Consider the following 13,778-nt stretch of genomic DNA (forward strand, 5'->3'; position numbering starts at 1 on the left):
GGGGGGGGGGGGGGGGGGGGGGGGGGGGGGGGGGGGGGGGGGGGGGGGGGGGGGGGGGGGGGGGGGGGGGGGGGGGGGGGGGGGGGGAGGGGGGGCCCCACACCCCCCCCCCCCCCCTCCTCCGTCTCCCCGGTCGGCGGGGTATCCGGCACCCCTTTACCTGCTGTTTAATTGCGATAGTTTCGCAATAACATCTGATCTTCAATAAGGGATGTGCAGAGTATGACGGCCCGATCGATACGGGGAGCGGCCGCCGCGACACTGGCGACCGTGCTGTCGTTGAACGCGGCGGCCTGTTCACAACCGGGTGGCCCGGACGGCGGCAACTCCGGGTCGGGTGCGGGGGACTCGGCGGTGGTCGGCATCGCCTACGAGCCCGACAGCCTCAGCCCGCTGCTCGGCTACGGCAAGGACGGCAACTCCAAGATCTTCGACGGGCTGCTCGCCCTCGACGCCGGCATGAAGCTGCGACCCGCGCTCGCCACCGCCCTCCCCGAGGTGAGCGACGACGGGCTGACGTACACCTACCGGCTCCGCAAGGGCGTGAAGTTCAGCGACGGCGAGCCCTTCGGCGCGAAGGACGTGGTCTTCACCTACCGGACCATCCTCGACAAGAAGACCAACAACGCCTCCCGCACCGAACTCGACGCGGTGAAGAGCGTCGAGGCGAACGGCGACGGCACCGTCGTCTTCAGGCTCAAGTACCCCTACGCGCCCTTCGCCCAGCGCACCGTCCTGCCCATCGCACCCGAACACATCGCGGGCAAGCAGGACGTCAACACCGGTGCCTTCACCACCCGCCCCGTCGGCACCGGACCGTACCTGCTCACCAAGTGGTCCAAGGGCGAGAAGATCGGCTTCAGGGCCAACCCCGGCTACTGGGGCGGCGCGCCGAAGGTGAAGAAGTTCACCATGGCGATCATCAAGGACGACGACATACGCGCCACCCGGCTGCGCTCCGGGGAGCTCGACGGCGCGATCCTGCCGCCCAACCTGGCCAAGGGATTCGCCCGTGGCAGCGGCACCCGCACGTACGCCGCCACCACGTACGACTACCGCACCGTGACCCTGCCCACCCACAACGAGGTCACGGGCGACATCGCCGTCCGGCGCGCCCTCGATGTCGCCGTCGACCGGAAGGCCATGGTCGACTCCATCCTCAACGGCGAGGGCCGGGCCGCGTACGGGCCCGTCCCCACCGACAGCGAGTGGTTCACCAAGGGCACCGAACGCTCCCACGACCTCGCCGCCGCGAAGAAGATCCTCGACGACGCCGGGTGGAAGCCCGGCAAGGACGGCATCCGCACCAGGGACGGCGTACGCGCCGCCTTCCCGCTCTGGTACCTCACCGGCGACAAGCTGCGCCAGGACCACGCGCTCGCCTACGCCTCCGACGCCAAGAAGGCCGGCATCGACATCACCACCGAGGCCGGCACCTGGGAGGTCATCGAGCCCCGGATGAAGCAGGACGCGGTCCTCGCGGGCGGCGGATCGCCCGCCGATCCCGACTTCGACCAGTACACACTGCTGAAGTCCTCGCTCGCGGGCGACGGCTTCAACAACATGGCCTGGTACGACAACAAGGCCGTCGACCGGGCCCTCGATGCGGGCCGCAGGAGCGGTGACGACGCCGAACGCAAGGCCGCCTACGACACCGTCCAGCGCGAGCTGGTGAAGAACCCCGGCTACACCTTCCTCACCCACATCGACCACCTCTACGTCGTGAAGGACCGCTTCGGCCCCCTCACCACTCAGGTCGAACCGCACGACCACGGACTGGCATCCGGCCCGTGGTGGAACGTCGAGGACTGGACGCCGAAGAAGTGAACCACCGTCTCCCCTGGGGGCCGATGGGCAGAATGGCGGGACGGCGGGCGCTGCTCGCCGTCCCCGTCCTGGCCGCCGTGACGTTCGGCGTCTTCGCCGTCGCCGCCGCTTCCCCCTTCGACCCGGTCAAGGCGTACGCGGGCACCGCCGGGCTCACCGCATCGCAGGAGAACCTCGACCAGTTGCGGGCCAACCTCGGTGTCGACCAACCGCTCGTGAGCCGCTGGTGGAACTGGCTGAGCTCGGCGCTCGGCGGCGACTTCGGCGACTCCGCCGTGATGCGTCAGCCGGTCGCCGATGTCATCGGCGAACGCCTCGGATGGTCCGTGCTGCTCGCCGCGACCGCCTTCGCCGTCGCCGTGCTCCTCGGCACGGGCCTCGGCGTACTGGCCGCCCGCAGGCCCGGTCGCCTGCTCGACCGGTGCGTCAGCTCCGCCGCGTACACGCTCGAAGCCGCCCCGGCCTTCTGGCTCGGGCTGCTCGCCATCTGGTTCTTCGCCCTGGAACTCGACGTGCTCCCGGCCGGCGGTCTCACCGACGCGGCCAGCGACACCGTCACCTTCGGGCAGGTCGCCGGCCATCTGGTGCTCCCCGCGGCCGTGCTCGGGATCTCCCAGCTGCCGTGGTTCTTCCTCTACGTGCGCCAGGGTGTCGCGGACGCGCTCGGCGAGGACCCGGTGCGCGGCGCCCGCGCCCGCGGACTGAGCGAGCGGACCGTACTGCTCGGCCACGCGCTGCGCTCCGGCATGCTGCCGATGCTCACCCTCATCGGCTCCCGCGTCCCCGAACTCATCACCGGCGCCCTCCTCGTCGAGACGGTCTTCAGCTGGCCCGGCATCGCCGCCGCCACCGTGCAGGCCGCCACCTCCGTCGACTTCCCGCTGCTGGCCGCGCTCACGGTGCTGGCCACCGTGGCGGTCGTCCTCGGCAACCTCCTCTCCGATCTGCTGTACGCGCTCGCCGACCCGAGAGTGGGCTTCGATGGCTGAACCCGAACCCGAACCCGACCTCGGACCCGCCGGCCGCACGACCCGCCGTGTCCGCGTGGTCAGCTCCGCCGGGATCGTCGCCGCGGTGCTGCTCGCGGTCCTGCTCGTGCCGCCGCTGGTCCAGCTCGACCAGCAGGCCGTCGACCTGGCGGCCAAGCTCCGGCCACCGTCCTGGCAGCACCCGTTCGGCACCGACGACGTCGGGCGCGATCTGCTCCTGCGCTGCGTCTACGGGCTCCGCGTCTCGCTGCTCGTCGGCGTCGTCGCCGGGCTCACCGCGACCGTCATCGGGACCGCGGTCGGCGCACTGGCCGCGGCGTTCGGAGGCTGGACGGACCGCGTCGTCATGCGGCTGGTGGACACCTTCTCGTCCGTACCTCATCTGCTGCTCGGCATCTTCATCGTCGCCATGTTCCGGCCCGGCGTCGGCCCGGTGATCGTCTCCGTCGCGCTCACCCACTGGCTCTCGACGGCCAGGATCGTCCGCTCCGAAGTGCTCTCGCTCCGCTCGCGTCCGTTCATCGACGCGGCGATCTCCGGCGGGGCCTCGCGCGGGCGGGTCGTCGTCCGGCATCTGCTGCCCGCCGTGCTTCCGCAGGCGGGCCTGGCGGCCGTGCTGATGGTGCCGCACGCCATGTGGCACGAGTCCGCGCTCTCCTTCCTGGGGCTCGGGCTGCCCACCCATCAGGCGAGCCTGGGCAATCTCGTGCAGACGGCGCGCGGTTCGCTCCTCGCCGGGGACTGGTGGCCGACGCTCTTCCCCGGCCTGTTCCTGGTGATACCGACCCTCGCGCTGGCGGGCCTCGCCGGCGCCTGGCGGGAGCGGATCAACCCGCGCCGCCGATCGGAGCTGATGCTGTGAAGAACGCCCCCGGCCCGAAGGAGCCGGTCCTCTCCGTCCGTGGCCTCTCCGTACGCTTCCGGATGCGGGGCGGCCGGCACATCGCCGCCGTCGCCGACGCGCACTTCGACCTCGCGGCGGGGGAGTGCCTGGCCCTGGTCGGCGAGAGCGGCTGCGGGAAGTCCGTGCTGGCCTCGGCGCTGCTGGGACTGCTTCCCGGCAATGCGCGGACCTCGGGCTCGGCGCTGCTCGATGACGGCACCGATCTCCTGACCGCCGGTGAACGCACCCTCGCCCGTACGGTACGGGGCCGCCGCATAGGACTCGTACCGCAGAGCCCCGCCGCACACCTCACCCCGGTCCGCACCGTACGCGCCCAGCTGGAGGAGACCCTCCGCGAACTGACCGGCGCCCGCAGGCCCGCCCTGCGCCCCGCGGCCGAACAGGCCGCCGCACGCGCCTCGTTCCCGTCCGGGCACCTCGACCGGTATCCGCACGAACTCTCCGGCGGTCTCGCCCAGCGGGCCGCGACCGCGCTCGCCCTGATCGGCGACGCACCCCTGCTCCTCGCCGACGAGCCCACCACCGGGCTCGACCGCGAGCTGGTCGAGCGGACCGTCGACGAACTGCGCCGCCACACCGACGGGGGCCGGGCGCTGCTGATCATCACTCACGATCTCGCGGCGGCCGAGCGGATCGCCGACCGGGTCGCCGTGATGTACGCGGGCCGCATCGTCGAACTCGCCGACGCCGAGCGGTTCTTCGGGAAGCCGGGACCACGCCACCCGTACGCGCGCGGACTCCTCGACGCCCTGCCGGAGCGCGCCTTCGTACCGATCCCCGGAATGCCGCCCGAGCTCGGAGCGCTTCCCGAGGGGTGCGCGTTCGCGGCCCGCTGCGGGCGCGCCGACGACCGGTGTTCCGTACAGCCCCCGTTCGACGGCCGTCTGGCCTGCCACCACGGTGTGCGGGCGGACGGGGAGGAGCCGGTCCGTGCTTGAACTCACCCGCGTCACCGCCGGATACGACCGGCGCGATCCCGTCGTCCGCGAGGCCTCGCTGAGCCTGGCGCCGGGGGAGTCCCTCGGACTGCTGGGCCCGAGCGGCTGCGGCAAGTCCACCCTGGCCAGAGTCGCGGCCCTGTTGCACCGCCCGTACGCGGGCACGGTCGTGCTCGACGGCGAACCGGTACGCGGCTGGCGGCACCGTGCCCCGCGTGCGCAGCGCACCGCCGTCGGCGTCGTCTTCCAGCAGCCCCGGCTCTCCGCCGACCCCCGGCTCACCCTGCGCGAACTCATCGCCCAGCCGTTGCGGGCGACCGGCCGCCGCTCGGAGGTCGCGGACCGGGTGGCCGGGCTGGCACCGGCCGTCGGGCTCACGCCGGAGCTGCTGGGCCGGCGCCCGCACGAGGTGAGCGACGGCCAGTTGCAGCGCGCCTGCCTGGCGAGGGCGCTGGTTCTGCGGCCGCGCTGGCTGATCTGCGACGAGATGACCGCGATGCTCGACGCGTCGACGACCGCCGCGCTGGTGGCGGTCGTCGAGTCCTACCGGAGGGAGTCCGGGGCCGGGCTGCTGGCCGTAGGCCACGACCGGGTGCTGCTGGAACGCTGGTGCGACCGCACGGTCGGCTGGCGGGAGTGCTCCGGACCGGGCGCAGCGCGGGAGTCCATGAGCCCGAACGGATAAGTCCATACCCCTGGGCGTGGCGCACCCCCACTCTTATTGACGAGTCCATGACCAAAGGGTGGGTCGGTCGATCCGTCCGGACAAGGAGTGGGACATGCATGGAGCGCGCGCCACCGTCGTGGTGGTGATCCTCGCCGTCGCCGCCTGCCTGGGGCTGGCCGGGCCGTCCGCGGCGGCCGGCCAGACCCCGGGTTCATACAGCAACTACACGTTCCCGGCCGGGACGACCGCCCTCGACGAGGTCACCTTCGGGACGACCGTCCAGTCCGACCCCGGCCGCGCGAACGTCTTCTGGTCCCACCAGTTCGGCTTCACCAACGGGGTCGGCGGCTACATCGGAATGCAGCGCAACCGCTCCGGCGGCGGCCTGTTCCTCTTCTCGCTCTGGGACTCCACCGGAGGAAGGCCGGGAGACACGGGCACCTACTGCCAGACGTTCGCCGAGGGCGGCACCGGCTACACCTGCCGGCTCGGTGAGCGCTTCACGGCCGGACACCACTACCGCTTCCGCGTCGCTCCCGACACGACGGCCGGCTGGTACCGGGCCACCATCACCGATGTCACCGCGGACACGTCATTCGTCCTCGGCAGCCTGCAGACCGGCACCGGCGCGAAGGTCTCCACCGGCGGAATGGTCGACTGGGTCGAGTACTTCGACTGGAACAACAACGCCGCGACCTGCACCGACTCGCCGTACTCCAAGGCCCTCTTCGACCTGCCCAGCGGTACGGCGGGCAGCGGAACCGTCACCGCCGCACGCGGCTCCACCAGCGTCAGCGGCACCTGCTCCAACGGCGCCTCGGTGCGCGGCCAGGGCGGCGGCAGCGTGCACGAGGACGGCATCGGCAACTCGTCGTCCGGCTCCCTCACCGGCATCGGCGGCGCCTGCGTCGACATCCCCGGCGGCACCACCGGAACGCAGCTCGACCTCTGGAGCTGCAACGGCGGCAACAACCAGAACTGGGTACGGGCCGCCGACGGCACGCTCCGCGCGCAGTTCCACTGCATGGCCGTGAGCGGCACCACCGTACGGACCGCGGTCTGCGACGGCTCGGCCGCCCAGCAGTGGCGGATCGACGGCGCGGCCCTGGTGAACCCCGCCACCGGGCAGTGCCTGGACGCCTACGGGGGCGGCAGCGCCAACGGCACCCCGCTCGGCGTCTACACCTGCACCGGCGGCGTCAACCAGCGCTGGACGGTCCCGGCCTGACCGGGCGAACGGCAGTCGACGGGCGGGCGACGACCGGATCAACTCTTGTGCGGAGTCTGCCCGTTGCGGCGATCACCATCGCATACTCGGTCGCGTCCGCCCGTCCGGTCCACCACTCGCTCCCCGGGAGAATCCATGGCGTTCCCGACCCGCCGAAGCGTCGTCACCACCGCGCTCGCCACCGCGGCCGCAGGCGCGTTCCTGTCCCCGCACACGGCCGCCGCGTCCGAGGCCGCCTCGGCGTCCCCGGCCGTACGACGCCACCGCCTGCGCGCGCTGCGCAGGGCCCACGCGCACAACGACTACCTGCACACGCGCCCCCTGCACGACGCGCTCGGGCACGGCTTCACCAGCGTCGAGGCCGACATCTTCCTGGTGGACGGCGAACTGCTGGTCGCCCACGAGGCCACCGACCTCGACCCCGCACGCACCCTCGCCTCGCTCTACCTCGACCCGCTGCTGGCGAGGGTCCGGGCCAACCACGGCACGGTCCACCCCGGCTACCACGAACCCGTGCAGCTGCTGATCGACATCAAGACGGACGGAGCCGCGGCCTACCTCGAACTCGACCGGCAGCTCCGGCACTACCGGCGGATGCTGACGTCGTACCACCACGGCCGGGTGCGGCCCGGTGCCATCACCCCCGTCATCTCCGGCGACCGCGCCGCCCGCGTCCCGATGGAGGCGCAGGCGACGCGCTACGCCTTCTACGACGGCCGCCCCGAAGACCTCGGAACCTCGGCCACCGCCTCGTTCATCCCGCTCATCAGCAGCAGCTGGACCGACGACTTCAGCTGGCTGGGCGCGGGTCCCTTCCCCGCGGCCGAGCGGGACAAACTGCGCGCGCTCGTCGCCCAGGCCCACCGCAGCGGCCGGCGCGTCCGCTTCTGGGCCACGCCGGACGCGCCGGGGCCGGAGCGGGACGCGGTCTGGACGGAGCTGCTGGCCGCCGGGGTCGACCACCTCAACACCGATGATCTGGCGGGGCTCGAACGCTTCCTCCGCACCCACGACCGGGACAACCGGACCGGTGCCGAGCAACCCCGCGGCTGACCGGACGCGCGCCCCGAGCGTGACAGCCAGTCAACACCCGGATGGCGGACACGCCAGTGCGCCGGATGGCTCCTCCGCTACGCCACACTGGCGGCCGAATGCCGCATTCCGGCGCGGCGGAGGAGGTTGGCCATGGCCATTTCGATCTCACTGGTGCTGCTTCTGCTGATCCTCGCGGTGATCTTCCTCCGCAACGGGGGCCTGAAGATCTCGCATGCGCTGGTCTGCGCCATGCTCGGGTTCTTCCTCGCGGGTACGAGCATGGCGCCGACCATCCAGGACGGCCTGGCCGCCACGGCCAACGTAGTCAGCAGCCTCACGCCCTGAACCCGGCGTCCTGCCGGGCGACCGTGAGCGGCGGGTCAGTCCCCGTCCGGGCCGGCCAGCCGCGAACGGATCAGGAACCGCACCCCTTCCGGCGCCTCCAGCGAGAATCCGCTGCCCCGCCCCTCCACCACGTCGACGATCAGCCGGGTGTGCGACCACACCTCGAACTGGCTCCTCGACATCCAGAACGGGATGCGCTCCGCCACCCCGTCGACGTCGAGCGAGGCCACCAGCACATCGGAGCCACCGGTACGGAACTCGCCGTCCTGGTAGCACATGGGCGCGCTGCCGTCGCAGCAGCCGCCCGACTGGTGGAACATCAGCGGTCCGTGAACCTCCCGCAGCCGTCGCAGCAGTTCCGCGGCGGCGGGGGTGAGCTCCACCGGCGGCGCTCCCGATGGGCTCATCGCAGCGGCTCCGGACGGAGGTCCGCCCACGCGTAACGGTGTTCGGGACGGCCCGTGTCGCCGTACTTGAGGCTGAGACTGATCCGGCCCGCGCCCTCCAGATACTTGAGGTACCGCTGGGCGGTGGAGCGGCTGAGGCCCGCCCGGGAGGCGACCTCGTGCGCGGACAGCGGGCCCTCGGCGCCCGACAGAACATGGCGGATGACATCCGCGGTGGGTGCCGAGTGCCCCTTGGGCAGCCCGGCCGCGGGGCCGGACTCCGTGGTGCGAAGGGCACCGAAGATCTGGTCGACCTGCTCCTGCCCGGCCTCGCCCCGGCCGCCGCCCACACCTTCGAGGGTCCGGCGCAGGGCCGCGTAGCTCTCCAGCTTGGACCGCAGACCGCTGAAGCTGAACGGCTTGACCAGGTACTGCAGCGCCCCGTACCGCATGGCGGTCCGAACGGTCGACACGTCGCGGGCCGCGGTCACCATGATCACATCGGCCGGGTGGCCGAGTTGGCGCAGCCGCCGCACCAGCGTCAGGCCCGTCTCGTCCGGCAGATAGTGATCGAGGAGGACGAGGTCGACATGGTCGCGCTCCAGGAAGGACAGTGCCTGAGCGGCGGTGTGCGCACGGGAGATGACCCGGAAGCCGGGGACCCTGGCCACGTACGCGGCATTGATCTCGGCGACCCGGAAATCGTCGTCCACCACCAGGACATCGATCATCGCGACTCTCCCACTTCTGTCAGCTGCCGTACGGTGAGTGCCTCGGGCAGGACGACGGTGAAGACCGCGCCGCCGCCGGCCCGTGCCGTGACGCGGGCCGCGCCACCGTAGCGCTCGGCCAGCCGGCGCACCAGCGCCAGACCCAGACCGCGCCCGCGGTGCGCGGGGGACTCCTTGGTGGACCAGCCCTCGGTGAAGATCTGTTCGCGCATCGCGGGAGGCACGCCGGGACCGTTGTCGCTGACCCGCAGGACCGCCGTGCCGCCCTCCGCGAGCAGCTCCACCTCGACGAGGGTGGCGACGTCCAGCGCGTTGTCGATGAGGTTGCCGAGGACGGTCACCAGATCACGCGGGTCCACCACCACGTCCGGGAGCCGGGTGCCCGGCGAGATGCGCAGGGACGCGCCCCGCTCCGCCGCGATGGCCGACTTGCCCACCAACAACGCCGACAGCAACGGATCGTTGACGCGCTCCGCGACCTGTTCCGCCGAAGCCCGGTGCCCGTTGGTCACCTCCTCGACGAACTCCACCGCGGCATCGTGCCTGCCCAGCTCCAGCAGCCCGAGCAGGGTGTGCAGCCGGTTGGCGTGTTCGTGGTCCTGGGCGCGCAGCGCGTCCAGCAGGCCATGGGTGGAGTCCAGTTCACGGCCCAGCAGTTCCAGCTCGGTGCGGTCGCGCAAGGTGACCACGGCCCCGCCGTCACCGGTGGGCATGCGGTTGGCGATCAGCACCCGGCCCCGGCAGACGGTGATCAGGTTGGCGCCGTCGACCCGCCCCGCCAGCACCTCGGCCGTACGGCCCGGCGGCAGCACCTCGCCCAGCGGACGTCCGACGGCGTCCTGGTCCAGCTCCAGCAGACGCTGGGCCTCGTCGTTGAGCAATCGGATCCGGCCCCGTGCGTCGAGGGCGAGCACGGCCTCGCGGATGCTGTGCAGCATGGCCTCGCGCTCGTCCAGCAACGCGGAGATGTCGGCGAAGGCGAGTCCGTGCGTGCCGCGCTGGAGCCGCCGTGAGACGGCCAGGGCGGCCAGCACGCCCACGGCAAGCGCCGCTCCGGAGTAGAGCAGCAGACCGGGAATGGTCCCGAGCAGCCGGTCATGGACGCTGTCGTAGGCGATGCCCACCGACACGGCGCCCACGATGTCCTGGTGCCGGTCGCGGAGCGGGACCTTCGCACGTGCCGACCGGCCCAGGGTTCCGTCGTCGATCTGCATGATCTCCCGGCCGCCCAGAGCCGTGCTGGGGTCGGTCGAGACATGCCGGCCGATCTGCGTGATGTCAGTGTGCGACCAGCGCACCCCGCGGGTGTCCATGACGACGATGTACAGGGCTCCGGTGGCCCGCCGGATCCGTTCCGCCTCGGCCTGCACCGGTCCGCCGGGGCTGGGGTCGGTGCTCCTCAGATCGCGCACCAGGCCTGGTTCGGCTGCGGTGGTCTGGGCGATGGACAGGGCCTGGTGCATCGCCTGGTTGTCGAGCTGGTGGCTGAGCGGGGCGAGGAAGAGCCCCGTGATGAGCATGATCACTCCGGTGGTGATGGCCACCTGGGTGAGGAGCACCTGGGCGAAGACACGGCGGGGCCAGTGAATGCGCATGTGCTCGCCCTCTGCCTTCCTCCGGCCAGGAACATGATGCTCCGTTTCGTCCTTGTGTGAACGCAACGTAAACGTCGCGGTCGCCGATGACCAGTCCTCGTGGCGCATTCGTTGCCGGAGCGCGAGCAGAACGAGCAGAACCACGCGTTATGAGCAGAACCCCGAGTTGTGAGCGCAAGGGTGCCCGCGTCCTCGGGGCGCCTTTAACGTCCCGCTCCATGAACAGCGAAACGAGCCCCGCCATCGAGTTGCGGGGGGCGAGCAAAGCGTTCCGGACTCCGTCGGGGGCGCTCCACACCGCCGTACGGGATCTGGACCTCACGATCGGGCGCGGCGAGTTCGTCGCCGTGGTGGGCCCCACCGGATGCGGCAAGTCGACCACGCTGACCCTGGTCAGCGGACTGGAGGAGCCCACCGAGGGGGAGGTGCTGGTGGCCGGGGAGCCGGTGCGCGGGATCGGCGACAAGGTCGGCTTCGTCTTCCAGCAGGACGCGGTCTTCCCGTGGCGGACCGTACTGTCCAATGTGATGGCGGGTCCCCGCTTCCGCGGCGTGCCCAAGCCCGAGGCGAAGGAGCGGGCCCGGGAGTGGCTCGCCAGGGTCGGCCTCTCCTCCTTCGAGGACCGCTACCCCCACCAGCTGTCCGGCGGTCAGCGCAAGCGCGTCGCCCTCGCGGCCACGTTCGTCAACGACCCCGAGATCCTGCTCATGGACGAGCCCTTCTCCGCGCTCGATGTGCAGACCAGGGCCCTGATGTCGGACGAGCTGCTGGAGCTGTGGGCCGGCACCGGCGCCTCCGTCGTCTTCGTCACCCATGACCTGGAGGAGTCCATCGCGCTGGCCGACAAGGTCGTGGTCATGACCGCCGGACCGGCCACGGTCAAGGAGGTCTTCGAGATCGACCTGCCCCGCCCCCGCAAGGTCGAACAGGTGCGGCTGGAGCCCCGGTTCGTCGAGATCTACCGGGAGATCTGGTCCTCGCTCGGCGAAGAGGTCCGCATCACCCGCGAGAGGGGTGCCCTCGATGTCGCCTGACACCATCACCGCGAGCGCCGCCGTCGGTAGGACCGAGCGGACCCGGGCCAGGGCGCGGGCCGCCAGGAACCGCAAGTACCTGGTGACGGGAAGCCGGATCGCGGTGCTTCTCGCGGTCATCGGGCTGTGGGAATGGCTGGCCCGTACGGCCGTCATCGACCCGTTCAACTTCTCGATGCCGTCGAAGATCTGGGACCAGATCCGTACCTGGGTCGTCGACGGAACCGCCCAGGGCTCCCTCTGGGAGCAGATCTGGTACACGCTCTACGAAGCGCTGCTCGGCTGGGTCATCGGTGTGATCGCCGGTGTGCTGCTGGGGATCGCGCTGGGCCGGGTCCGGTTCGCCGCCGATGTCCTCGGGCCGTACATCAAGGTGCTCAACGCCCTGCCCCGCATCGTGCTCGCGCCGATCTTCCTCATCTGGTTCGGCCTCGGCCCGGCGTCGAAGGTCGCCTCCGCGGTCGTCCTGGTGTTCTTCCCCGTCTTCTTCAACGCCTTCCAGGGCGCACGGGAGGTCGACCGCAATCTCGTCGCCAACTCCCGCATCCTGGGCGCCGGCAACCGTCAGGTCACCCTTCAGGTGGTCATCCCCTCCGCCACGTCGTGGATCTTCACCAGCCTGCATGTGAGCTTCGGCTTCGCACTCATCGGCGCGATCGTCGGTGAGTACATCGGGGCCACCAAGGGACTCGGACTGCTGGTCGCCGCCTCCCAGGGCACGTTCAACGCTGCCGGTGTCTATGCCGCGATGGTCATCCTCGCGATCGTCGCGCTGCTGGCCGAAGGGCTGTTGACCTTCCTGGAGAAGCGGCTCTTCCGCTGGAAGCCGGCCGACGCCGACACCGGCCGCTGACGCCCCGTCGCCTTCCGTGCCCCCGACCCTCTCTCGACATGTTTCTTCACAAGGACGTGAATCAGATGCGTACATCCACCCGGATCCCGGCCGTCGCCGTCGCCGGCGTACTCGCCCTGACCAGCCTCACCGCCTGTGGCGGCGGCGACTCCACCTCGGCCTCCGGTGGCAGGAACGACAAGGTCAAGATCATGGTCGGGGGCCTAGACAAGGTCATCTACCTGCCCGCGATGCTGACCGAGCGGCTCGGCTACTTCGAGGAGGAGGGCGTGTCGGTCCAGCTCCTGACCGAGCCCGCCGGAGTCCAGGCGGAGACGGCACTCGTCTCCGGCGATGTCCAGGGCACCGTGGGCTTCTACGACCACACCCTCGACCTCCAGGTGAAGGGCAAGCAGGTCGAGTCCGTCGTCCAGTTCTCCCACGCCCCCGGCGAGGTCGAGATCGTGTCCAACCAGGCGGCGGGCGACATCAAGTCGGCGAAGGACTTCAAGGGCAAGAAGCTCGGTGTGACGGGCATCGGTTCCTCCACCGACTTCCTCACGAAGTACCTCGCCGTCAACAGCGACGTGCAGACCAGCGAGTTCACGCCCGTCGCGGTGGGAGCCGGGCAGACCTTCATCTCCGCCCTCCAGCAGGGGTCCATCCAGGGCGGTATGACCACCGACCCGACGGTCGCCACCATCCTGGACAAGAAGCTCGGCAAGATCCTCATCGACATGCGGACGCCGGAGGGCTCCAAGCGGGCGCTCGGCGGGCTCTACCCGTCATCCAGTCTCTACATGCAGACCGAGTGGGTCGACAGCCACAAGGAGACCGTCCAGAAGCTGGCCAACGCCTTCGTTAAGACGCTGAAGTGGATGTCCACGCACAGCGCGGACGAGATCGCCGCGAAGATGCCCGCCGACTACGCCCAGGGCGGCGGCAAGGCCCTCTACGCGCAGGCCATCAAGAGCACGCTGCCCATGTTCACCAAGGACGGCGTCATGCCCGCGGACGGACCCGCCACCGTCGAACGGGTCCTGAAGGCCTTCAACCCCAACCTGAAGGACGCGAAGGTGGACCTCGCCAAGACGTACACCACGGAGTTCGTCGAGAAGGCGAACTGACCGCGGGCGCCGACGGCACCCGCACGGAACACGGGCGGCGCGGCTCCCGGCAACCAAACAGTTTGTCTACAGGGAAGAAAGGGTCCGTCTGGGCCGTGCCGCCCGAGTCCGCCTCCCCCTGCTTTCAGCTCGGTGGGTGG

Annotated in this window: 14 protein-coding genes; 11 read left to right on the forward strand and 3 right to left on the reverse strand. The window is 70.9% G+C overall.

Going from position 1 to position 13,778, the window contains the following annotated elements:
• The first annotated feature begins 222 nt into the window (after positions 1-222).
• The 8 genes from ACFVX4_RS28130 to ACFVX4_RS28165 all read left to right on the forward strand — a co-directional run bounded on the left by ACFVX4_RS28130 (position 223) and on the right by ACFVX4_RS28165 (position 7,933).
• Positions 223-1,827 carry an ABC transporter substrate-binding protein gene (locus ACFVX4_RS28130; RefSeq protein WP_389982030.1) on the forward strand — a complete coding sequence of 535 codons (1,605 nt, stop codon included), beginning with the start codon at positions 223-225 and terminating at the stop codon, positions 1,825-1,827.
• A 23-nt stretch (positions 1,828-1,850) separates the two neighbouring features.
• Positions 1,851-2,816 (forward strand): ABC transporter permease, encoded by a 966-nt coding sequence (locus ACFVX4_RS28135; RefSeq protein ID WP_389982033.1) that lies wholly within the window; start codon positions 1,851-1,853, stop codon positions 2,814-2,816.
• Positions 2,809-3,678, forward strand: a complete 870-nt coding sequence (locus tag ACFVX4_RS28140; protein WP_389982036.1) for an ABC transporter permease — start codon at positions 2,809-2,811, stop codon at positions 3,676-3,678. The genes ACFVX4_RS28135 and ACFVX4_RS28140 overlap by 8 nt, the downstream gene beginning before the upstream one ends.
• Positions 3,679-3,740: 62 nt before the next feature.
• A complete protein-coding gene (locus ACFVX4_RS28145; protein WP_389982231.1) occupies positions 3,741-4,658 on the forward strand; it encodes an ABC transporter ATP-binding protein in 918 nt (305 codons plus the stop codon).
• On the forward strand, positions 4,651-5,343 hold the full coding sequence (locus ACFVX4_RS28150) for an ABC transporter ATP-binding protein (protein ID WP_389982039.1): 693 nt from the start codon (positions 4,651-4,653) through the stop codon (positions 5,341-5,343). The genes ACFVX4_RS28145 and ACFVX4_RS28150 overlap by 8 nt, the downstream gene beginning before the upstream one ends.
• A 94-nt stretch (positions 5,344-5,437) precedes the next feature.
• Positions 5,438-6,553 (forward strand): ricin-type beta-trefoil lectin domain protein, encoded by a 1,116-nt coding sequence (locus ACFVX4_RS28155; RefSeq protein WP_389982042.1) that lies wholly within the window; start codon positions 5,438-5,440, stop codon positions 6,551-6,553.
• Between the two features lie 135 nt (positions 6,554-6,688).
• Positions 6,689-7,606, forward strand: coding sequence for a phosphatidylinositol-specific phospholipase C/glycerophosphodiester phosphodiesterase family protein (locus tag ACFVX4_RS28160; RefSeq protein WP_389982044.1), 918 nt, complete (start codon positions 6,689-6,691; stop codon positions 7,604-7,606).
• Positions 7,607-7,738: 132 nt separating this feature from the next.
• The gene (locus ACFVX4_RS28165) at positions 7,739-7,933 is read left to right on the forward strand and encodes a hypothetical protein (protein ID WP_389982047.1); all 195 of its coding nucleotides are present in this window, start codon (positions 7,739-7,741) and stop codon (positions 7,931-7,933) included.
• Positions 7,934-7,968: 35 nt separating this feature from the next.
• Here the strand turns inward: ACFVX4_RS28165 and ACFVX4_RS28170 are convergent, their stop codons facing one another.
• Genes ACFVX4_RS28170 through ACFVX4_RS28180 form a run of 3 tightly spaced genes read right to left on the reverse strand, consistent with a single transcriptional unit; the run spans position 7,969 to position 10,645 of the window.
• Entirely contained in the window at positions 7,969-8,340 is a 372-nt protein-coding gene (locus ACFVX4_RS28170) for a DUF779 domain-containing protein (protein ID WP_389982050.1), read from the reverse strand.
• Complete coding sequence (locus ACFVX4_RS28175; protein ID WP_389982053.1) at positions 8,337-9,050, reverse strand: response regulator; 714 nt, start codon at positions 9,048-9,050, stop codon at positions 8,337-8,339. Before ACFVX4_RS28175 ends, ACFVX4_RS28170 begins: the two co-directional genes overlap by 4 nt.
• Positions 9,047-10,645 carry an ATP-binding protein gene (locus ACFVX4_RS28180; RefSeq protein ID WP_389982056.1) on the reverse strand — a complete coding sequence of 533 codons (1,599 nt, stop codon included), beginning with the start codon at positions 10,643-10,645 and terminating at the stop codon, positions 9,047-9,049. The genes ACFVX4_RS28175 and ACFVX4_RS28180 overlap by 4 nt, the downstream gene beginning before the upstream one ends.
• 218 nt (positions 10,646-10,863) lie before the next feature.
• Here ACFVX4_RS28180 and ACFVX4_RS28185 point away from each other — a divergent pair, with 218 nt between their 5' ends.
• The 3 genes from ACFVX4_RS28185 (at position 10,864) to ACFVX4_RS28195 (ending at position 13,638) form a co-directional block, all read left to right on the forward strand.
• A complete protein-coding gene (locus tag ACFVX4_RS28185; protein ID WP_266430638.1) occupies positions 10,864-11,679 on the forward strand; it encodes an ABC transporter ATP-binding protein in 816 nt (271 codons plus the stop codon).
• Positions 11,669-12,532 carry an ABC transporter permease gene (locus ACFVX4_RS28190; protein WP_389982059.1) on the forward strand — a complete coding sequence of 288 codons (864 nt, stop codon included), beginning with the start codon at positions 11,669-11,671 and terminating at the stop codon, positions 12,530-12,532. The genes ACFVX4_RS28185 and ACFVX4_RS28190 overlap by 11 nt, the downstream gene beginning before the upstream one ends.
• Positions 12,533-12,597: 65 nt before the next feature.
• Positions 12,598-13,638: an ABC transporter substrate-binding protein gene (locus ACFVX4_RS28195; protein ID WP_389982062.1), complete on the forward strand. Its 1,041-nt coding sequence runs from the start codon at positions 12,598-12,600 to the stop codon at positions 13,636-13,638.
• Positions 13,639-13,778: the final 140 nt, after the last annotated feature.

Source organism: Streptomyces sp. NPDC058240 (assembly GCF_042882135.1).
Taxonomy (GTDB): Bacteria; Actinomycetota; Actinomycetes; order Streptomycetales; family Streptomycetaceae; genus Streptomyces.

Bases quoted from the DNA above. Each gene is read 5' to 3' on its own strand.
- ACFVX4_RS28130 (WP_389982030.1), top strand. From the start codon at position 223: ATGACGGCCCGATCGATACGGGGAGCGGCCGCCGCGACACTGGCGACC.
- ACFVX4_RS28135 (WP_389982033.1), top strand. From the start codon at position 1,851: ATGGGCAGAATGGCGGGACGGCGGGCGCTGCTCGCCGTCCCCGTCCTG.
- ACFVX4_RS28140 (WP_389982036.1), top strand. From the start codon at position 2,809: ATGGCTGAACCCGAACCCGAACCCGACCTCGGACCCGCCGGCCGCACG.
- ACFVX4_RS28145 (WP_389982231.1), top strand. From the start codon at position 3,741: ATGCGGGGCGGCCGGCACATCGCCGCCGTCGCCGACGCGCACTTCGAC.
- ACFVX4_RS28155 (WP_389982042.1), top strand. From the start codon at position 5,438: ATGCATGGAGCGCGCGCCACCGTCGTGGTGGTGATCCTCGCCGTCGCC.
- ACFVX4_RS28160 (WP_389982044.1), top strand. From the start codon at position 6,689: ATGGCGTTCCCGACCCGCCGAAGCGTCGTCACCACCGCGCTCGCCACC.
- ACFVX4_RS28165 (WP_389982047.1), top strand. From the start codon at position 7,739: ATGGCCATTTCGATCTCACTGGTGCTGCTTCTGCTGATCCTCGCGGTG.
- ACFVX4_RS28170 (WP_389982050.1), bottom strand. From the start codon at position 8,340: ATGAGCCCATCGGGAGCGCCGCCGGTGGAGCTCACCCCCGCCGCCGCG.
- ACFVX4_RS28175 (WP_389982053.1), bottom strand. From the start codon at position 9,050: ATGATCGATGTCCTGGTGGTGGACGACGATTTCCGGGTCGCCGAGATC.
- ACFVX4_RS28180 (WP_389982056.1), bottom strand. From the start codon at position 10,645: ATGCGCATTCACTGGCCCCGCCGTGTCTTCGCCCAGGTGCTCCTCACC.
- ACFVX4_RS28185 (WP_266430638.1), top strand. From the start codon at position 10,864: ATGAACAGCGAAACGAGCCCCGCCATCGAGTTGCGGGGGGCGAGCAAA.
- ACFVX4_RS28190 (WP_389982059.1), top strand. From the start codon at position 11,669: ATGTCGCCTGACACCATCACCGCGAGCGCCGCCGTCGGTAGGACCGAG.
- ACFVX4_RS28195 (WP_389982062.1), top strand. From the start codon at position 12,598: ATGCGTACATCCACCCGGATCCCGGCCGTCGCCGTCGCCGGCGTACTC.